Genomic DNA, 19,064 nt, shown 5'->3' with positions numbered 1-19,064 from the left:
CCCGCCCGCGCCAGACCCGCGCGAGGCCTGTTTGCCCTGGCCCAGGCCGCCGTACAGGCCGTCCGGGCGATGTGCTGGCTGGGCATCCTGGCCGCACTGCTGGCGGTGCCGCTGGTCGCCCACGACCGCCGCTGGCTGCTCGACAGCGTGCATGACGCCGAGGCCGCTGCCGCGCACGGCAATGATCTGTTCCTGCACTTCTGCCTGGGCCTGGGCGCGATCATCGCGCTGCTGGTGCTGTGCCTGCTGTTCCTGCGCCATCTGCTGAGGCTGCTGAAGTCGGCGGCGCGCGAGCGGCCGTTCACCCACGCCAATGCACGGCGCCTGCAGCGCATGGCCTGGCTGATGCTGGCAATGGAACTGCTGTCGATCCTGATCGGTGCCTATTCGGCCTGGATGGGCCCGGATTTCACCTGGATGGAGGTCGGCGGTGGCATGTCGATCACTGGCCTGGTGGCCGTGCTGATGCTGTTCGTGCTGGCGCGCGTCTTCGCCGTGGGCGCAGCGATGCGCGACGACCTCGACGGTGTCATCTGATGGCGATCGTCATCACCCTGGACCGCATGCTGCAGGAACGCGGCATGACCCTGTCCGAGCTGGCCGGGCGCATCGACATCACCCTGGCCAATCTGTCGATCCTGAAGACCGGAAAGGCGCGCGCCATCCGCTTTTCCACCCTTGATGCGATCTGCCGCGAGCTGCAGTGCACGCCCGGCGACCTGCTCGGGCACGACCCGGCGCAGGCACAGGACGCTGACTGAGCGGTCGCTCTTTTCCTTACCTACTGACGAAACGGACCTGAAATGGAATGGTTGGCTGACCCCTCGATCTGGATGGGCCTTGCAACCCTGGTCGTGCTGGAGATCGTTCTCGGCATCGACAACCTGGTGTTCATCGCGATCCTTGCCGACAAGCTACCGCCGCACCAGCGTGACCGCGCGCGGGTAATCGGCCTGGCGCTGGCCTTGCTGATGCGGCTGGTGCTGCTGGCGGCGTTGGCGTGGATCATGAAACTGACCGAGCCGCTGCTGACGCTGTTCGACCACAGCTTCTCCGGGCGTGACCTGATCCTGTTGGGCGGTGGCCTGTTCCTGCTGTTCAAGGGCACCATGGAGCTGCACGAACGGCTGGAAGGCCGCGAACACCACGAGGATGGCAAGAAGGTCTACGCCAGCTTCGCAATGGTGGTGGCACAGATCGTGGTGCTCGACGCGGTGTTCTCGCTGGACTCGGTGATCACCGCGGTGGGCATGGTCGACAACCTGGGCGTGATGTATGCCGCCGTGACCATCGCGATGGCGCTGATGCTGTTGGCCAGCAAGCCGCTGACGCGCTTTGTCAACAAGCATCCCACGGTGGTGGTGCTGTGCCTGGGCTTCCTGCTGATGATCGGTTTCAGCCTGGTGGCCGAGGGCCTGGGCTACAAGATTCCGAAGGGTTACCTGTACGCGGCGATTGCCTTCTCGATCCTGGTCGAGGCGTTCAACCAGTGGGTGCGTTTCAACCCTGAGCGCAACGAACGCCGCCAGCCGTTCCGCCAGCGCACCGCCGACGCCGTGCTGCGCATGCTGGGCGCGCGCCCGGCCAATGGCCACGACGACGAAAGCGCGGACGAACACGTCGATGCCGAAGAGCGCCTGCAGCCGGCGGAGCACGAGATGATCCGCAGCGTGCTGGGGCTGGCCGATCGCCCGGTGTCGAGCGTGATGACGGTGCGTGCCGACGTGCAGTGGATCGACCTGGCCCGTGGGCAGGAGGATGTGGTGGCACGCCTGGTGGCGTCGCCGCACACCCGCCTGCTGGTGGGTGATGGCGACCTGGACAGCCTGCGTGGCGTGGTGCAGAGCCGCGACCTGCTGGCCGACCTGCTGCAGGGCAGGCCGCTGCAGCTGGAAGGCAACCTGCGCGAGCCGCAGTACGTGCTGTCCAGTGCCAGCGCATTGCAGGCGCTGGAACTGATCCGCCAGCACCCGGTGCCGTTGGCGGTGGCGGTGGACGAGTACGGCAGCGTGGAAGGCCTGGTGACCGCCAACGACCTGCTGGCGGCCATTGCCGGTGACCTGGTCGATACCCAGGACGCGCGCTATGGCGTGGTCGCGCAGGGCGAGGACCAATGGGAGGCCGACGGTGCCCTGACCCTGGACGACCTGCAGCGGCTGGCCGGCGTATCGCTGCCGCGCAGTGCCGACTACATGACCATCTCCGGCCTGGTGCTGGAGCGTCTGGGGCGCCTGCCGGACATCGGTGACGCGGTGGAGATTGCGGATGTTCGCATCACCGTACTGGCGATGGAGAAGCGTCGCATCGCCCGCCTGCGGGTGGAGTGCCTGGGGCATCCGTAGCGTCGAGCCATGCGCGATCGAGGTTCTGTAGCGTCGAGCCATGCTCGACGGCTTCCTGAGCAGCCGAGCATGGGCCCGGCTCTACACAACACGACCCGCAGCCGTCACCATGGCGGGCCCGCTTTCTGTCATGGATGGTTGCAGTGCTGAGTACGATCGGTTTGTTGATGGGCCTGTATGTGGCCTGGCGCCTGTTCTGGCCACTGCGCATGCCCATCTGGATGAAGGTCGTGCTGTCGTTGCTGCTGGTGGGCGTGGCCGTGCAGCTGCGCATCGTCGCCACCTTCTGGGGCACGATGGCCTCGCCGGAGATCCCGAAGCTGGCCATCGCCGTTCTGGCCACCGGCTCCACGGCGGTACTGCTGCTGGCCTTGATGATGCTGGTACTGGATGCCGGCCTGCTGCTTTCGCACCTGCTGCGTTGGCCGCGCATCGTATCGGTCCTGCGCGCCTCGAAGCTGCGGCCGTTGGCCGGCCTGCTGGCGCTGCTTGTGAGTGGCTATGGCATCAGCCAGGGCATGGCCGTGCCCCAGCCTCGGCAGATCGACGTGGCGATCAAGGATCTGCCTGCTGCGTTCGACGGCTATCGCGTGCTGCAGCTGACCGACATCCATGCCAGCCGCCTGCTGACCGGCGACTGGGTGCGCAAAGTTGTGGACGAGAGCAACGCACTGACACCGGACCTGATCGTGATCACTGGCGATCTGATCGACGGCAGTGTCGAGGCCCGCCGTGACGACGCGCGCCCGCTCGCGGACCTGCGGGCGCCGGACGGCGTCGTCGCCATCACCGGCAACCACGAGTACTACGCGCAGTACCAGGCGTGGATGCAGGCGTTCCGCGCGCTGCACATGCAGGTGCTGGAGAACAGCCATCTGCAGGTACGCCGAGGTGACGCGGCGCTGACCATCGCCGGCGTCACCGATCCGGTGGCGGCACGCTATGGCCTGCCGCTGCCGGATCTGGAGACCGCGCTGGCCGGTGCCGATCCCGCCGCGCCGGTGATCCTGCTCGATCACCGCCCTCGCAATGCGCGCGAGGCGGCCGCGCGCGGCGTGAAGCTGCAGCTCTCTGGGCATACCCACGGCGGGCAGATCATCGGCATGGACCAGCTGGTGAAGCGAGCCAATGGCGGTTTTGTGTCCGGCCGCTACGACGTGGACGGGATGACGCTGTACGTGGGCAACGGTGTGGGCCTCTGGGCCGGTTTCCCGGCGCGCATCGGCGTGCCGTCGGAGATCACCCTGATCACGCTGCGCCGCGCGCCTTGACCTGAAGTGGGGTCATATCCCATTTTCGCAGGTAAAGGTATCTGGCCCCAGCCCCTCAGGCCGCCCGCAGCGGCGGCCGCACATGCGCACTTCGGCGCAGCGCCTGCGCCCGCTTGGCAATCCAGCGCACCACGAAGGCGGTGAACAGCAGCGCCGACGGCACCGCATACCAGAAGTTGCCCGGAACGCGCTTGAAGTACGAGTAGGTAAACACCGCCGCGATGATCCACATGCCGGTGACGTGCAGGCGACGCCAGGCGGTGGGTCCCATGCGCCGGGCGAGCCCCCGGTGCGAGGTGATGGCCAGCGCCAGGATGGCAATGTAGCCCACCGTGCCCGGGAGGTTGGCCAGCGCGGATCGTGCTGGCCAGAACGCCGGGTTGAGGACGCCGAAGCTGGTGATCGCGACTGCATGCAACAGGTGCGAGAACGCGAAGGACAGGCCGATGATGCGCCGTTCCCGCAGCAGGAAGCGGGTGAACGGGCCGGGCAGAAGGCTGGCGAACGACGATGCCGTGAACGCTGCCAGGAACAGCAGGAACGATGTGCGCGCAGTGACCCGGATCGCGGCTCGGCTGCCTTCGGCTGCATCGGGATACAGGGCGAAGGCCGCCAGCGCGAAGGCGATCAGGACCACCGCTACGGCCACGAACAGGCGCCAGCCATGCAGGAAGGACGTGTTGGAAGGAGCCATGATGAGATCTCGAAGTAGGGGGACGGTAGTGCCGGCCGCTGGCCGGTCAAGGAAGGGGTAGTGCCGGCCGCTGGCCGGCAACCTCAGAAAGCGGGCAATGCAACCAGCACGCCCGCCGCGCACAGCTCGCCCAGAACAGGCACGCAGGCCATGCGCAATGCGTCCGCTGCCACGCCATGTGTTTCGGACAGCAGCTGCAGTGCTTCATCCACCGACGCGCTGTCGTCACCGAACACCGACAGCAGCGCGTAGGTCAGCGGTGACAGTTCCTCGGTCTGCAGGCTGAAATCGGCGAGGCGCCGGATCACCAGCAGCGTGGGAGCCGTGCTCAACACCGGCTCCAGCGCCCCGTCCTCATGTACTGGCCACTGGTAGCCAAGCACCCGCACCAACGGCGAAATCGCCAGCACATCATTGCTTACGGGAGCGCGCTGCAACGGCCGCCCGCCGTCACGCGCTTCAATGTGCAGCGACTGCTGCGTGCTCTCGTAGTGCGCCAGTTCCGCTGCCCAGCCCGGCAGCGCCAGCGTGTCCTGCACCGCCAGCCAGGCGGCGAACTCGCCCGCGATCCGTGGGAACAACGGCGTGCGGCAGGCGTGCCTCGCGTAGTAGTGCTCGACGGTGTTGCGCCAGCAGGCATCGCCCAGCTGCGACTTCAGTCGCGGCAGGCTGCCCGCCAGCAGGCTGTCCAGACTGTCAATGCACAGGCGGCGGTAGACCGCCATCCGCCGCGCCTCGATGCCATCGGGTGCGGTCTTTGCAGGGGCGCGCACATGATCGGCCCAGCGCCGTTGCAGGGTAGCCAGCGACTCAGCCATGGGCCACCTCGGGCCAACGTGCCTCGGCCTGCGCCTGGCGGATCTGCCCGACCTCGGCCAGCAATTCGGCAAGCGGGGGGAAGTTGAAGTCGCGTTCGAGCAGCGTGGGGCGCACGCCCACCCGCTCATAGGCCTCGCGCAACAGTGCCCAGACCACGCCTTTCACCGGTGCACCATGGGTATCGATCTTGAAGCCATCGTCTTCATCGAAGTGGCCCGCGACGTGCAGCGAGGCGATACGGTAGGCCGGCACGCGGGCCAGGAATTCGAAGGCGTCATAACCGTTGTTGCAGGCGTTTACGAAAACGTTGTTGACGTCCAGCAGCAGGTCGCAGTCGGCTTCGGCGAGCACGGCGTTGATGAAGTCGATCTCGCTCATGTCCGCGCCGGCAACGGCGTAGTAGGAGATGTTCTCTACTGCGATGCGTCGGCCCAGCATGTCCTGCACCTGGGCGATGCGACCAGCGACATGGTGAACGGCCTCGGCGGTGAACGGCAGCGGCAGCAGGTCGTAGACATGGCCGCCGGCGGCGCAGTAGCTCAGGTGTTCGCTGTACAGCTGCACCTGGTGCAGGTCGAGGAAGGCACGGGTCTGTGCCAGCAGTGTGCGGTCCAGCGGATCAGGACCACCCAGCGACAGCGACAGGCCATGGCAGGTCAAGGAGTGGCGCTCGCTGAGTTGGCGCAGCGCAGCGCCGTGTGCACCGCCGATGCCGATCCAGTTGTCGGGAGAGACTTCGAGAAAGTCGATGGCTCCGGCCGGCATGGCCAGCAGTTCGTCGATCAGGCCGCGGCGCAGGCCAAGGCCGGCGGCATGGGTGGGCAGGGGCAGGGACATGGTGGATGCTCCAGAGAGAGGGCGCCGCCTTGAAGGCAGCGCCGGGTGAACGTCGATCAATCGGCAACGCGGGAGAACAGGCCCTTCGGCATCGGCTTGCCGTTGGCGGTGTAGACGCTGCGCAGGTAGTCGTGCGCTTCCTGCTCGCTGATGTAACCGTCGTGGTCGGTGTCGATGCGGTCGAACTCGGCGGCGCGCTTGGCGGCCACAGCGTTGAACTCGGCACGCGAGACCTTGCCGTCGTGGTCGCGGTCAGTGCGGGCAAACGAGGCGTCGCCGCACTTGCCTTCGCCACACTGGCCCTCGGCCACCTTGGCCTTGCCGGCGGGCTTGCCGGTGGTGGCCTTGTTGGCCCCGCACTTGCCTTCGCCGCACTTGCCTTCGGCGGCGGCGCTCATGGCCACCGCGCTGATCGCCAGCGGTTGGATCGCTGCGGCCTGGCCGGCCAGCAGCAGGCCACCGGCCAGGGCGATGCCGATGGCACCAATGCGCGGCAGGCGGGAGGAGGGGGTGTTCTTGGTCGAGATGGACATGGTGATGACTCCTTGGGAAAGCACGCGGGGCGTGCGGGATGGACGCCGCCGAGGAGGCGACGGAAAGCGAAAGGCGCGGGAACAGGGGAATCAGCTCAGGCGGCGTGGCGACGGCGCAGCAGATAGCCCAGCAGCACGCCGCCGAGCAGGGCACCGCCGAAGCCGATGCCGGGCAGCAGCGCCGCAACCGGCAGCAGCAGGGCGATCAGGCTGACGCCCCAGCCCAGGCCGTCATTGCCGACAGCGGCATGCTGTGAGCCGGCCAACAGCCGGTCCACGCTGAGCGCGCCACCGCCGTTGAGGATCAGCGGCAGCAACATGGCCAGGAACAGCAGCGGCAGCTTGAAGTTGCCGTAGCCCTGGTCGGTGATCGCATAGCCCTGCCAGAGTTCACCCAGGCCGTTCCATTGGTCGGGCCAGTGCACGGCGGCGATGGCAACGATGGTGAGGACCCAGAAGACGTAGGCCACCGAGCGCGTGGCCAGGCCGAGCAGCAGCATCACCGCGCCCACCAGTTCCAGCCAGGTCGCCAGCTGCCAGTTCAGCGAGGCGGGCAGGGCGGAGAACGGGAACGGGAAGCGGCCTTCCAGGTCGGCGAACCAGTTCTGGCCGCCCAGCTTCTCGCGGCCGGATTCAAAGAACTCCCAGGCCAGCAGGGTGCGCAGCGCCAATGGCGAGAGCCAGCGGCCGACGGCGTCCAGGCGGGGGGTATACATGGAAGAGGCGGTGCTGATCATGGTGGTGTCCTGCGGGCCAGTGGTCGATGGAGGCCATTCCAGGCGGCGCAGGTATCGGCAACGTGTGCCGTTGCCCGGGATTTTGTCAGCGACTGTGGCCGCGGCCGGGTTTCGTACAGTCAGATACAAGGACGATGCGTTGACGCACATCGGGGCGTTGCGCGCCCGCGTGCGGGGAGCGATATCCACCCGGTAGCGCCCGGCCAGGACCGGCGCCCGAATGTATCCCACTGTAGAAACCCGCCTGCGCCCTACAGTCCGGTACAACTCCGCGCCGCGGAGAAACAGCGGTGATACACCGGCAGGCGGAAATGGCCACTCCCAACACCGGAGTGCCACCCATGATCCGTACCTCGTTGCTTGCCGCTGCTCTCGCCCTTGCCGGCGCAGCCGCCCCCGCCTTCGCTAGCCAGGCCGATACCGCTGCACCGCCCACCGTCATCCTGGTGCACGGCGCCTTCGCCGATGGCTCCAGCTGGAGCAAGGTCATCAGTACCCTGCATGACTGGAAGCTGCCGGCGGTGGCCGTACAGAATCCGCTCACCTCGTTGGCCGACGATGTCGCCGCCACCCGCCGCGCGATTGCCGCCGCGCCTGGCAAGGTGGTGCTGGTCGGCCACAGCTGGGGTGGCACGGTCATCACCGAAGCGGGCAATGACCCGAAGGTGCAGGCGCTGGTGTACGTGGCGGCCTTCGCACCGGATGCAGGGCAGTCTTCGGCGCAACAGGGCGAAGGTTTCCCGGTCGGTCCGGGTCTGACCCGACTGCGGGAAAGGGATGGGTACCTGACCTTGCCGGCTGATGCCATCGCCCAGGACTTCGCGCCGGACGTGATGAAAAAATCGGCCGCACTGCTGTACAGCACGCAGGTCCCGTTGAAGGCCAGCGCGCTGGGCGAGGTGGTGAACGTTGCGGCGTGGCGCAGCAAGCCGAGCTGGTACGTGCTCAGCCGCGATGACCGCATGCTGTCGCCGCAGCTGCAGGCCGCGACCGCACGTCGCATCGGTGCACAGCTGCAATCGATCGGCAGCAGCCATGTGTCGCTGCTTTCGCATCCGGCGCAGGTGGCCGACAGCATCCTGGAAGCGGCGGGGGTGAAGCCGGCGGAACTGCCACTGGCCGAGCAGGGGGGCTGAGCGATGGCCGCACTGCGTGCGTACGTGCTGCCGTTGCTGATGGGCGTGCTGGGTGGGGCTGCGCTGTTGATGGCCTGGCCCAGTCCGGAGGCCGATGCGCAGCCGGCACAGGCCGTTCCCGCCGCCGGGTTCGACGGTGGCGGACCCTGGCACAACAGCCCACCGCTCACACTGGAGCAGTTGCGGGGGCAGGTGGTGCTGGTCGAGTTCTGGACCTACACCTGCAGCAACTGCCTCAACGTGGCGCCGCATGTCCACCAGTGGCATGCACGCTACGCGTCGCAGGGCCTGAGGGTGATCGGCGTGCATACGCCGGAGTTCGCCTATGAAGGGCTGCCCGGCAACGTGCGCAAGGCCATCGCACGGTTGGACATCACCTGGCCGGTGGTGCAGGACAACCAGTACCGGATCTGGAACGCCTGGCGCAACCGCTTCTGGCCCGCGCTGTACCTGCTCGACCGTCAGGGGCGGGTGGTCTACCGCCATTACGGCGAGGGCGACTACGCACGTACCGAAAGCGAGATCCAGCGCCTGCTGGCCAACGCCTGAGCCGCGCTACCATGGCCGCGCAGCGCGGCCCTGACCTCCGTCTTCATCGAGAACGCAATGAACCACGTACCGCATATCCTGGTCGTCGACGATGACAGCGAGATCCGTCAGATGCTGGCCGATTACCTGCAGCACAACGGCCTGCGCGTGAGCCAGGCCGACGGTGGCCGGGCCATGCGCGCGCTGATGGATACCCATGCCGTGGACCTGGTGGTGCTGGACGTGATGATGCCGGGCGAGGACGGCCTGAGCCTGTGCCGCAACCTGCGCGCCGGCAAGCATCGTGCGGTGCCGGTGGTGCTGCTGACCGCCCGCGACGACGAGACCGACCGCATCATCGGCCTGGAAATGGGCGCTGATGACTATGTGACCAAGCCCTTCTCTTCGCGCGAACTGCTGGCACGCATCAATGCGGTGATCCGCCGCACGCAGATGCTGCCGCCGAATCTGCAGGTGAGCGAAGCAGGTCGCCAGCTGGCCTTCGGCGAGTGGCGCCTGGACACCACCGCACGCCATCTGCTGGATGCGCAGGACACCGCGCATCCGCTCAGTGGCGCCGAGTTCCGCCTGTTGCGCGTGTTCCTCGATCACGCCAATCGGGTGCTCAGCCGTGACCAGCTGCTCAGCCTCACCCAGGGCCGCGATGCCGAACTGTTCGACCGCTCGATCGATCTGCTGGTCAGCCGCGTGCGGCAGCGCCTGGGTGACGACGCACGCGAGCCGACCTACATCAAGACCGTGCGCAGCGAAGGCTATGTGTTCAGCGTGCCGGTGCAGTTGCTGGGGCCGGACGAATGAACACCACCGCACACCGCCCACGCTGGCCGCGCACGCTGTCGGCGCGGCTGCTGCTGGTGCTGCTGGGTGGATTGGCGCTGGCCCACGCACTGTCTTTCGGCCTGCTGTTCTTCGAACGCTACCAGTCCACCCGCAGCATGATGCTGCGCAACCTCGATGAAGACGTGGCCGTGAGTGTCGCGCTGCTGGAGCACCTGCCCGCAGGCCAGCGCGCGGCCTGGGTGCCGCGGCTGGAGCGGCGCACCTACCGTTACCTGCTGCGCCCGGCTGCGGCCGGGCCGGGACTGCAGACCGATCGTGCACGCCAGGTCACCGCGATCATCGACGACAGCCTGCAGCGCCGCTATCCGTTGGAGGCGCGCCAGGTGGCTCGCCTGCCGGAGCGGTTCGAGGTGGAACTGCGCCTGCACGACGGCACTCCCTTGACCATCGAGATCACCCCGTCGGGCCTGCCGCTGGCGCGCTGGCTGCCCGCCGTGTTGCTGGTGCAGCTGGCGCTGCTGCTGGTGTGCGCGTGGCTGGCGGTGCGCCTGGCCATGCGCCCGCTGCAGCAGCTGTCGCATGCGGTGGAGCATCTGCAGCCGGGCAAGGACGGGCCCGAACTGCCTGAAGATGGCCCGGCGGAAGTGGGCGGCGCGGCGGCCGCGCTCAACGCACTGCAGGCACGCATTCGTGGCCATGTCACTGAGCGTCTGCAGATCCTGGCCGCGATCTCGCATGACCTGCAGACCCCCATCACGCGCATGAAGCTTCGGGTGGAGACCCTGCCTGAAGACAGCACCCAGCAGCGGTTGCTGGACGACCTCGACCACCTGGGTCAACTGGTGCGTGAGGGCGTGGCCTATGCGCGCAGCAGCCACGTCGCCAGTGGCGCACCGATGTCGATGGACCTGGGCGCGTTCCTGGCCAGTGTGGTCGGCGATTACGAGGACATGGGCAAGCCGGTCAGCGGTGGTGCGCCCGCTGGACTGGTCGTGCAGACCTGGCCGCAGCCGCTGCGCCGGGTGGTCGGCAATCTGGTCGACAACGCATTGCGTTACGCCGGTGCCGCCGAGGTCGAGGCGGGCCGTGATGACGCCGGCAGAGTGTGGATCAGCATTTCCGACCGTGGCCCTGGCATTCCCGAGGACCAGCTGCAGGCAGTGCTGGCGCCGTTCCATCGGCTGGAAAGCTCGCGCAACCGCGATACCGGCGGCACTGGCCTGGGCCTGGCCATCGCGGTGCAGCTGGCACAGTCGCTGGGCGGCTCGCTGAGGTTGCACAACCGCGAGGGCGGCGGCCTGCGGGCGGAACTGCAGCTGCCGGGGTAACGGGCGGGGTCGGATCTCTTTGCGGGAGCGAAGGGCTCTGACCCCGATGTGGGATCTGCGGCGTTCCTGCACGGCTTCGGGATCGGCGATCCTCTGCAGGGAGTGTCGAAACCAGGAAACACGCAATGCAGGGAACGCAGCATTCAATCCGGCGCCCGCGCCACGTCGCGCTGCTGGTCGGTCTACTCGCGCTGGCGGCCTGCCAGCGCACAACGGATGCGCCGACCGGGGCACCCGCAGCGGGCGCACCACTTGCCGCCCCGGCCACCGCAACAGACCTCTCTCCGCTGCTCGATGCCCTGCCGACCTGCGCGCTGGACGGCTGGTACATCGATCAGCAGACCGGGCGCCCGGCCCATCCCTGGTTGGCGACGAACGCACCGAAGCCCTGCAAGGAAGACGGGGAGAACGAGACCGCCACGTTCTGCGTGCAGGGGCAATGGAAGGGGCTGCCGGTGGAGGAGGTGATCCTGCCGACGATGACGTTTGTTTCGTTCCGTGGGGCCAGGGTCGGCCTGCCGCTGGAGAAGGCACGTCCCATCGTCCGCCAGCGTTTCGGCCGGGAATTCCCGGGTGGTGTGGCTTACGAGGAGGGCCGCGAGCCGAAGCTGCTGGCCGACCCGGAGGATGTGCAGCGTTCGTGGCTGCTGTGCAGCACCCCGGAACTGGGCCACGACGTGGACAGCGAGGGAAGCATCAGCTATTCCGGCATGAACCTGCCCTACGACCACGACGGTTGCAGCTACCGCTACAGCCCGGTCGACTTCTGCGATGCGCGGCACCGCGGAGCCATCGAAGATGCGCTCCAGCACCAGGCGCCCAATTTCAACCAGCACTATCTGCTGGTGCAGGTCGATGATCGTTCCGAATACTTCCAGCGCACGCTGGTGCTGGTCGATACCCGCACCGGCAGGGCGACGCCATTGCCGATCGATGCCTTCACCGGGCCGGCGGGGAAGGGCGGAGACGCAACCGGCTACGGGACACTGGAAACGGGCGTGGACCAGCCGCAGTTCTGCCTTGATGGCGCCTTGCTGGTCTACCGCGTGTTCGAGGAAGGGCGGTTCTGCTTTGGCTTTGACGGTGAGCGCTTCACCGGCCATGAAACCCAGTACATGCAGGCGACGGATAGCCGATGACCGGTATTTCACCCCGGCCATGACATCCTGCCCCGAACCTGCGCAACCGGGATCGAGGCTGTTGAAGGCGAATACGCAATGACCGCGGCGCGGCAGCGCTCGATGTGGGTGGCGGGCCTGTCCACGGTAGTGGAGTGGTACGACTTCACCCTGTACCTGTATTTCGCCACGGTGCTGTCGCGGGTGTTCTTCGGCGGCGGCGAACAGGCGCTGCTGGTCACGCTGGCAGGCTTCGCGGTGTCCTACCTGATGCGTCCGCTGGGCGCGCTGTGCTTTGGTCACCTGGGTGACCGGCTCGGCCGACGCTGGATGTTGCTCGCGTCGATGGCGTTGATGGCAGCGGCAATGCTGGCCACTGCGCTGCTGCCGACCGCGGCCACCGCAGGCGCCACGGCCGGCGTGCTGCTGCTGGTGCTGCGCTGCGTGATGGCGTTCTCGGTGGGCGGCGAATATACCGGCGTGGTGGCGTACCTGCTGGAAAGCGCACCGGCGCGCCGACGCGGCCTGGTTACGTCATTGGCTTCGGCGGCCAGCGAAGTGGGCGCACTGCTGGCGGTGGCGATCTCTGCACTTATCGTCGCGCTGCTGCCCACCGCGCAGCTGGACCGTTGGGGCTGGCGGATTCCGTTCTTCGTTGGTGCGGCGCTGGCACTGGTGATCCTGGTCGCACGCTCGGGCATGCACGAGTCGCCGGAGTTCGAGCGGCAGCGCCGCGAGGGCAGCATTCCCGCGACGCCGCTGAAGCATGTGCTGCGCAACCATCCGCTGGCGGTGGCGCGCACGTTCGCGATCTCGGCGCTGGGCTCGATTACTTACTACGTCGGCATCACCTATCTGCCCGCATTCCTGCATGCGCGGGGCCACGATGAGGGCGATGCGCTGTGGCTGTCGACGATTGCGGCCGTGGCGGTGATCGCGATCACGCCCCTGTGCGGCGCATTGTCCGACCGAGTCGGACGAAGGCCGGTGCTGTTGGGCCTGACCGTGCTGGCAGCGCTGCTGCCGCTGTCCTTGTTCGCGTGGATGGCGCAGGCGACGCCGCTGGGCATCGCGCTGGCCGCGGTATTGCTGGCCTGCGTGGCCGGTGGCGTGAGCGCGGTGGCGGCCCCGGCCACGGCCGAGCAGTTCCCCGGCGAAGGGCGGGTGAGTGGGCTGGCACTGGGCGTGACCATGGCCACGGCCTTCTTCGGCGGGGCAACGCCCTGGCTGGCGCAATGGTGGGTGGAACGCAGCGGCTGGGCGGCGGCGCCGGGCGCGATGATCGCGCTGGTGGCGGTGCTGGTGCTGCCGGTGCTGTGGACCCTGCCCGAGACGGTCCCGGGCAGGGCCAAGCGCTAGCGGGTCAGACCTTCAGGGTCTGCTCGATGTCGGCCAGCACGGCGGCCGCATCGACGCCGATGGCAATCGACTGCACCACGTGGCCGTCCCACACGCTGGGGCCGAACGCCAGGCCTTCCGGCTTGGGAATGGTCATGCCGCGGGCGACGCCGTCGGTGGCCACGCGCACGCTGGCGCGCTCGAACTGGAACAGCTCCGGACGGGTCAGCGCGATGCAGGCGCAGCAGTCGTGCACGACCATGCCCTTGTGGCCGGCCTGCAGGTAGAAGTCCACGTAATCCTGCGACAGCGCACGCACCAGTTCGGCATCGGCACCGCCGATCGCAGCCAGCTTGTCCAGGCCGTCACGGTCCATTTCCACGCGGGTGGTCACGTCCAGGCCGATGGCGGTGACCGGCCAGCTGGCGGTGAACACCACGTCGGCCGCTTCGGCGTCGCCCCAGATGTTGGCCTCGGCGGCCGGGGTGATGTTGCCGTTGACGTGGAAGGCGCCGCCCATGATCACCACGCCGCGTACCAAGCCGGCGATGTCCGGCGCCTGCTGCAGGGCAAGGGCCAGGTTGGTCATGCGGCCGACCGCGACCAGGGTCACCTCGCCCGGATGGGCGCGGACCAGGTCGATGATCAGCTGGTGGGCGGGGCGCGCGTCGGCGGCCGCGTCCAGTTCGGCCGGCACCGGGTGGTTGCCCAGGCCGTTGTGGCCATGGATGTGCACCGGCCAGGTTTCCGGGGTGGCTTCCGGCTGCAGCGGGCCGCCGGCACCGCGTGCGACCGGAGCGGCAAAGCCCCAGGCCTGCTTCAGGTACAGCGCATTGTGCGTGGTCGACTCCACCGAGGCATTGCCGAAGGTGGTGGTGACGCCGATCAGGTCGATCTGGGCGTGCTTGTGCAGGTACAGCAGGGCCAAGGCGTCGTCGACGCCCGGGTCGGTATCGAAAATGACTTTCAGCATGTTGTTGTTCTTCTTCTTCCGTGTGGTGCGGGGGGCGCCGGCGGCCCGGAAGCAGGCCGGCGCGCCCTACATTGTCCCATCTTCATGACAGGCAGGGCCATTGCCGGGGAGGCAGGCCATAATGCCCGCAGTCCAGGCACGGAACCGCCGAATGCTGATCGTTGCCCTTCTGCTGGTCCTGCTGGTGCTGGGCCTGAACGTGGTGGCTACCGTGGTGATCGTCAGGCGCGATGGCCTCTCGGCAGGCGGCCGGACGGTGCAGTTGCTGCTGGTCTGGCTTCTGCCGCTGGTCGGCGCGATCCTGTGCATGGCGGTGGCCACGGCCGATGGCTCGGGTAGCCGGGGGGATGGCGGCGGAAGCCATGACACCTCCGTTGGCTATTCCAGTGACAACCATAGCCATCACAGCTACAGCAGCTCCGACTGCGGTAGCGGCGACAGCGGTGGGGGTGGTGACGGTGGCAGCTGCGGTGGTGGCGATTGACGAGATGTTCCAGGATGCCGGCCAAGGTCACGTCCTGGTAGTGCCGGCCGCTGGCCGGCAACCTCATCCGCTCAACCACCGCCTTCGGTCGGCAACGGCGCCGGTACGTTCAGCAGCCCGCCTGCCGCCACATAGGCGGCCAAGGCCTGGCCCTGGCTGAGCAAGTGGCGTTCCATGGTGCGTTCGGCAGCCTGCGCGTCGCGGCGGCGGAAGCACTCCATCAGTTCGCGGTGCTCGGCCAGCGACTGCGCGGTGCGGCCCGGGGTCAGCAACTGGCGGCCGCGATGCATCTTCAGGATGCGGTGCAGGTCGTGGGTGATGCGGATCAGCCACGGGTTGCCGGCGTAGTGCTGCACGGTTTCGTGGATCAGGTAGTTGTTGCGGTAGTACTCGGCGATGTTGCCATCGGCTGCCGCGGTTTCCATCGCCGCATGCAGGTCTTCCAGCTGCTGCACGCCGGCATCGTCGATGTGCCTGACCGCCTCGTGCGCACAGCGGCCTTCCAGCATGGCCATCACCGGGAACAGCTGGTTGAGGTCTTCCAGCGTCAACCGGGTGACCCGGCAGCCACGACCGGCATCGATCTGCACCAGGCCTTCGGCAGCCAGCAGCTTCAGCGCCTCGCGCAGCGGCGTACGGCTGATCCCCAGTTCTTCGCACAGTGCGGGCTCGTCGATCCACTCACCCGGCGGCAGCCGGTAGTCGTAGATGCGCTCGCGCACGTGTTCGGCCACCTCTTCGTACAGAGGGGCGCGCTTCTTCGGTGACCGCGGGGCAGGGGCAATGGCCATGGAGGAAGTGTACCGCCAGGTAGTGCCGGCCGCTGGCCGGCAACCCATGATCGCTGGATGGCTTCATGGGATTGCTGAGCAGCGGCCGGCACTACCGTTGGGTGGTTACATCCAGCCCGGTACCACGAATACCAGCCAGGCCAGCAGCGGCCCCAGGGCCACCACCAGTCCGCTGTAGACCAGGAAGCGGCGGAACAGGGTCTCGCGTTCCTCCTTGGCTGCCGAGGCCACCACCAGTGCGCCATTGGTGGAGAACGGGCTGACATCGACGATGGTGGACGACACCGCCAGCGCGCAGATCACGCCGGCGGCGCTGAGGTGACCCTGCATCAGGAACGGCACCGCCAGCGGAATCGTGGCGCCCAGCACCGCAGCCGACGAGGCGAATGCGGAGACAATGCCGCCGACGTAGCAGACCAGCAGCGCGCCGAGCAGCGGAATGCCGATGTCGGACACGCCATTGCCGATGAAGTCCACCGCGCCGGCATGCTCCAGCACGCCGATGTAGGTCACCACACCGCAGATCAGCAGCACGGTGGACCAGCTGATGCCATCCACCGCGCCCTTCTGGCTTTGTGGCGACAGCAGTGCCAGCGCGACAGCCACGGTGATCGAGACCAGGCCGACGTTGAGGTTGTAGATCAGCGCAGCCACGCCCAGGCCGAGCAGGCCGATCAGGGTGAACAACCGCTCGCGGGTCAGGCCCACCGCATCCAGTGCCGCCGGATCATTGCTGAGCGTGCCGCCGCCGGCCGCGACCAGCGCGCCATGGCCTTCGATGGCGAATTGCCGCGACGATGCCTGCGGGCCACCGGCCATTGCCAGCTCGGCATTGCCGATCGTTCCGGCCGCGGTGATCGAGCCACGCCGCAGCAGGGCGATGCCGCCGAACGCGAAGAAGCAGATCGTCGCCATCATGAAGTTGAAGCCCAGGCTGGTCAGGAATACCGCCATCTCTGTCACTTCCAGCCCGGCTTTCTGCACCACGCCGTTGGTGATGCTGCCGTACACGCTGATCGGCGAGAAGCCACCGGCCTGCGCGCCATGGATGACCAGCAGGCCCATCATCAGTGGATTGATGTTGTACTGCTTGGCAAAGCGCAGCGCGACCGGACCGATGATGGCCACCGCTGCCGGGCCGAGCGCGCCGAAGGCGGTCAGCACCGCGGTGATCACGAACATCACCCACGGAATGGCCACGATATGGCCGCGCACGGCTTTTACTGCCCAGTGCACCAGCAGGTCGATGGTGCCGTTCTTCTGCGCGATGGCGAACAGATAGGTGATGCCGACCAGGGTCAGGAACAGATCGCCGGGAAAGCCAGCCAGGACCTCCTTGCCGCCCATGTCGACCCACAGCCCGCCGATGATGAAGGCCAGCGCGAAAGCGACGGCACCCATGTTGATTGGCATCGCGGTGGCGACGATGAACATGATCACCAGACCGATGATCGTTGCGATTTGTGGACTCATGCGCCCTCCCAGACACGTGACTCACGTACAGCGCGGATGGAGACCCGCCATCCCGGGGTAAGGCGATGTACGGCGTGTTGCGTGATACGTACTGCTCGAACCCGTTACTGCAGCCGCTCCAGCGCGCTGCGGACCCAGGCCGCGGCGCCTTCAAGGCTCTGGAACTCTTCCACCGCGCGCACCTCGCAGCACGGGTAGGCCGGCGCGACCATGCGCGCCAGCGCGTTGCCCGGGCCCAGCTGCAGGAACACGCGCGTGCCGCGCTCGAAGGCCTGGCGCATCACCTGCGCCCATTCGATGGTCTGCGTCAGTTGCAACGACAGCGTGCTGACTGCCGTTGCGCGGTCCCGCACCGGTCGCGCATCGATGCCGGCCAGCAGCGGCAGGCGTGGGGCCTGCAGTGGCGATGCATCGAGTGCGGCAGCGAACGGTGCGACCGCCGCCGCCAGCAATGGTGTGTGTGCGGGCACGCGCACCGGCAGCAGACGGATGTCCGCGCCCTGCGCCCGCGCTGCATCGGCCAGCCGCTGCAACGAGGCGTGCGTGCCGCCCACGATGAAATGGTCCTGCCCGTTGGCGATGGCCACGTAGGTGCCCTGCGCATCACACAGCGACTGCAGGCTGCGGCGGTCCAGCCCGAGCACTGCCTGCAGGCCTGCATCGGCGGGGCTGGCGCTGTCCATCAACTGCGCACGTTGCACAGCCAGCGCCAGGCAGGTGGTGGCATCGAAGCTGCCGGCGATGGCGTGCGCGGCGAGCTCGCCGATGCTGTAGCCGGCCACCAGCACCGGTGCAGGCACCGCTTCGCGAAGGCCCTGCCAATGCGCGAGGCTGGCTGCACACAGCAAGGGCTGCGCCAGAGCATTGTCGAAGCGCGATTCGTCAGCAGCTGCCGCGAACACGTCGCGTCCAAGCACTGCGCTGGCGGTCTCCAGTACGTCGCGCACGGCGGGCAGATCGCGCACGCGGTCGAACATCGCCGCATGCTGCGCACCTTGGCCGGGGCAGAGCAGGGCAAGGCTCATGCGACCTCCTGCTGCAGCAGGAACCAGGCACAGGCCAGCAGGTCGGCACTGCCGCCGGGGCTCAGCCGGCGTGCGACGAATCCATTACCGATGCTGTGCAGGCGTGCCTGCCAGCCGGGTACGAAGACGCCGCCGGCATCGAGGAAGCCTCGCGCCTGTTGCTGGGCCCAGCGCAGGCCGTTGGCGCCGCCACGGTGCAGCAGGTTGAGGTCATCCACGCACGCGATCAGCTGCACCAGGGTCTGGCACATCGCGGCCTCGCGTGACAGGTCGCTGGCCAGCGCGTGGCGCAGGGTAGGCAGTGCCACCTCGCGCAGCAGCGGGTAGCCGGCGGCCGCTTGTTCGCGCACACCCTGCACGCCGTGCCGTGCGCGCGCGCGCTGGCCAGGGCTGTTCGCATCCAGCGGTGCGCCGGCGAGCTCGGCAGCCCAGCGGCGCACTTCCTGGCAGACCTGCTCGGCTGCGATGGCACCGCCCGCGCGGCCCCGACAGGCAGCGGAAGCCGCCACCAGCAGGCCAAGGCTGAAGACCGCGCCGCGATGGGTATTGATGCCGGCGGTCGCGCGCAGCATCGATATCTCCGCAGCGATGCCGTGCCGGCGCAACGTCTGGAACGGCGCCGCGCTGGCACCGGCGTCGGCCACGGCGACGAAGTAGTGGCGCAGCGCGAACAGGCTGCGCAGGAACGTGCCGGCGTCCATGTCGTGGTGGCTGCCGCTGTCGAAGGGGGTGACCAACCCTGGCTTGGGTGCAAGGGCGAGTTCGGCATGCAGGCTGGCGATGGCGAGGCGCCCCAGACGCGCGCTGTCCACGGCAGCTGGCCTGACCGCCGGTTG

The 19,064-nt window shown here is 67.9% G+C and carries 21 protein-coding genes; 11 read left to right on the top strand and 10 right to left on the bottom strand.

Going from position 1 to position 19,064, the window contains the following annotated elements; genetic code table 11:
- The first annotated feature begins 69 nt into the window (after window positions 1-69).
- The 4 genes from AC5P60_RS03460 to AC5P60_RS03445 all read left to right on the top strand — a co-directional run bounded on the left by AC5P60_RS03460 (window position 70) and on the right by AC5P60_RS03445 (window position 3,613).
- Window positions 70-537, top strand: a complete 468-nt coding sequence (locus AC5P60_RS03460; protein ID WP_005412578.1) for a DUF2975 domain-containing protein — start codon at window positions 70-72, stop codon at window positions 535-537.
- Window positions 537-761, top strand: a complete 225-nt coding sequence (locus tag AC5P60_RS03455; RefSeq protein ID WP_005408494.1) for a helix-turn-helix domain-containing protein — start codon at window positions 537-539, stop codon at window positions 759-761. Before AC5P60_RS03460 ends, AC5P60_RS03455 begins: the two co-directional genes overlap by 1 nt.
- A gap of 42 nt (window positions 762-803) precedes the next feature.
- Window positions 804-2,342: a TerC family protein gene (locus AC5P60_RS03450; RefSeq protein ID WP_495201678.1), complete on the top strand. Its 1,539-nt coding sequence runs from the start codon at window positions 804-806 to the stop codon at window positions 2,340-2,342.
- A gap of 134 nt (window positions 2,343-2,476) precedes the next feature.
- Window positions 2,477-3,613, top strand: coding sequence for a metallophosphoesterase (locus AC5P60_RS03445; protein WP_483692969.1), 1,137 nt, complete (start codon window positions 2,477-2,479; stop codon window positions 3,611-3,613).
- 55 nt (window positions 3,614-3,668) lie between these two features.
- Here AC5P60_RS03445 and AC5P60_RS03440 read toward each other — a convergent pair whose 3' ends face one another.
- The 5 genes from AC5P60_RS03440 to AC5P60_RS03420 form a co-directional block, all read right to left on the bottom strand.
- Entirely contained in the window at window positions 3,669-4,307 is a 639-nt protein-coding gene (locus AC5P60_RS03440; protein ID WP_043034153.1) for a ferric reductase-like transmembrane domain-containing protein, read from the bottom strand.
- An 83-nt stretch (window positions 4,308-4,390) separates the two neighbouring features.
- Window positions 4,391-5,125 carry an HvfC family RiPP maturation protein gene (locus AC5P60_RS03435; RefSeq protein WP_483692968.1) on the bottom strand — a complete coding sequence of 245 codons (735 nt, stop codon included), beginning with the start codon at window positions 5,123-5,125 and terminating at the stop codon, window positions 4,391-4,393.
- A complete protein-coding gene (locus AC5P60_RS03430; protein ID WP_483692967.1) occupies window positions 5,118-5,963 on the bottom strand; it encodes an HvfB family MNIO-type RiPP peptide maturase in 846 nt (281 codons plus the stop codon). The genes AC5P60_RS03435 and AC5P60_RS03430 overlap by 8 nt, the downstream gene beginning before the upstream one ends.
- A 56-nt stretch (window positions 5,964-6,019) precedes the next feature.
- Window positions 6,020-6,496 (bottom strand): HvfA family oxazolone/thioamide-modified RiPP metallophore, encoded by a 477-nt coding sequence (locus AC5P60_RS03425; RefSeq protein WP_005408500.1) that lies wholly within the window; start codon window positions 6,494-6,496, stop codon window positions 6,020-6,022.
- A gap of 95 nt (window positions 6,497-6,591) precedes the next feature.
- Window positions 6,592-7,233, bottom strand: coding sequence for an HvfX family Cu-binding RiPP maturation protein (locus AC5P60_RS03420; protein WP_483692966.1), 642 nt, complete (start codon window positions 7,231-7,233; stop codon window positions 6,592-6,594).
- A 341-nt stretch (window positions 7,234-7,574) separates the two neighbouring features.
- Here AC5P60_RS03420 and AC5P60_RS03415 point away from each other — a divergent pair, with 341 nt between their 5' ends.
- From AC5P60_RS03415 to AC5P60_RS03390, 6 genes are all read left to right on the top strand, one after another.
- Window positions 7,575-8,369: an alpha/beta fold hydrolase gene (locus tag AC5P60_RS03415; RefSeq protein ID WP_049453220.1), complete on the top strand. Its 795-nt coding sequence runs from the start codon at window positions 7,575-7,577 to the stop codon at window positions 8,367-8,369.
- A gap of 3 nt (window positions 8,370-8,372) precedes the next feature.
- On the top strand, window positions 8,373-8,918 hold the full coding sequence (locus tag AC5P60_RS03410) for a redoxin family protein (RefSeq protein WP_033833327.1): 546 nt from the start codon (window positions 8,373-8,375) through the stop codon (window positions 8,916-8,918).
- A gap of 57 nt (window positions 8,919-8,975) precedes the next feature.
- Window positions 8,976-9,716: a response regulator gene (locus AC5P60_RS03405; protein ID WP_483692965.1), complete on the top strand. Its 741-nt coding sequence runs from the start codon at window positions 8,976-8,978 to the stop codon at window positions 9,714-9,716.
- On the top strand, window positions 9,713-11,026 hold the full coding sequence (locus tag AC5P60_RS03400) for a sensor histidine kinase (protein ID WP_483692964.1): 1,314 nt from the start codon (window positions 9,713-9,715) through the stop codon (window positions 11,024-11,026). The genes AC5P60_RS03405 and AC5P60_RS03400 overlap by 4 nt, the downstream gene beginning before the upstream one ends.
- Before the next feature lie 125 nt (window positions 11,027-11,151).
- Window positions 11,152-12,165 carry a hypothetical protein gene (locus AC5P60_RS03395; RefSeq protein ID WP_483692963.1) on the top strand — a complete coding sequence of 338 codons (1,014 nt, stop codon included), beginning with the start codon at window positions 11,152-11,154 and terminating at the stop codon, window positions 12,163-12,165.
- A gap of 78 nt (window positions 12,166-12,243) precedes the next feature.
- The gene (locus tag AC5P60_RS03390; protein ID WP_483692962.1) at window positions 12,244-13,503 is read left to right on the top strand and encodes an MFS transporter; all 1,260 of its coding nucleotides are present in this window, start codon (window positions 12,244-12,246) and stop codon (window positions 13,501-13,503) included.
- A gap of 4 nt (window positions 13,504-13,507) precedes the next feature.
- Here AC5P60_RS03390 and AC5P60_RS03385 read toward each other — a convergent pair whose 3' ends face one another.
- Window positions 13,508-14,455: a nucleoside hydrolase gene (locus tag AC5P60_RS03385; protein WP_033833331.1), complete on the bottom strand. Its 948-nt coding sequence runs from the start codon at window positions 14,453-14,455 to the stop codon at window positions 13,508-13,510.
- A gap of 151 nt (window positions 14,456-14,606) precedes the next feature.
- Between AC5P60_RS03385 and AC5P60_RS03380 the strand changes: the two genes are divergently transcribed.
- Window positions 14,607-14,939 carry a hypothetical protein gene (locus AC5P60_RS03380; RefSeq protein WP_043034145.1) on the top strand — a complete coding sequence of 111 codons (333 nt, stop codon included), beginning with the start codon at window positions 14,607-14,609 and terminating at the stop codon, window positions 14,937-14,939.
- A gap of 71 nt (window positions 14,940-15,010) precedes the next feature.
- Here the strand turns inward: AC5P60_RS03380 and AC5P60_RS03375 are convergent, their stop codons facing one another.
- From AC5P60_RS03375 to mdcB, 4 genes are all read right to left on the bottom strand, one after another.
- Window positions 15,011-15,730, bottom strand: coding sequence for a GntR family transcriptional regulator (locus AC5P60_RS03375; RefSeq protein WP_049453233.1), 720 nt, complete (start codon window positions 15,728-15,730; stop codon window positions 15,011-15,013).
- Between the two features lie 105 nt (window positions 15,731-15,835).
- Entirely contained in the window at window positions 15,836-17,203 is a 1,368-nt protein-coding gene (locus AC5P60_RS03370; protein WP_049445977.1) for an SLC13 family permease, read from the bottom strand.
- A 104-nt stretch (window positions 17,204-17,307) separates the two neighbouring features.
- Entirely contained in the window at window positions 17,308-18,228 is a 921-nt protein-coding gene (gene mdcH, locus AC5P60_RS03365; protein ID WP_483692961.1) for a malonate decarboxylase subunit epsilon, read from the bottom strand.
- On the bottom strand, window positions 18,225-19,040 hold the full coding sequence (gene mdcB / locus AC5P60_RS03360; RefSeq protein WP_483692960.1) for a triphosphoribosyl-dephospho-CoA synthase MdcB: 816 nt from the start codon (window positions 19,038-19,040) through the stop codon (window positions 18,225-18,227). The genes mdcH and mdcB overlap by 4 nt, the downstream gene beginning before the upstream one ends.
- Window positions 19,041-19,064: the final 24 nt, after the last annotated feature.

Source organism: Stenotrophomonas sp. YJH_SMC_120 (assembly GCF_059368675.1).
The sequence above is the reverse complement of the archived record's forward strand: the minus strand, read 5'-3'. Positions and strand labels throughout refer to the sequence as shown.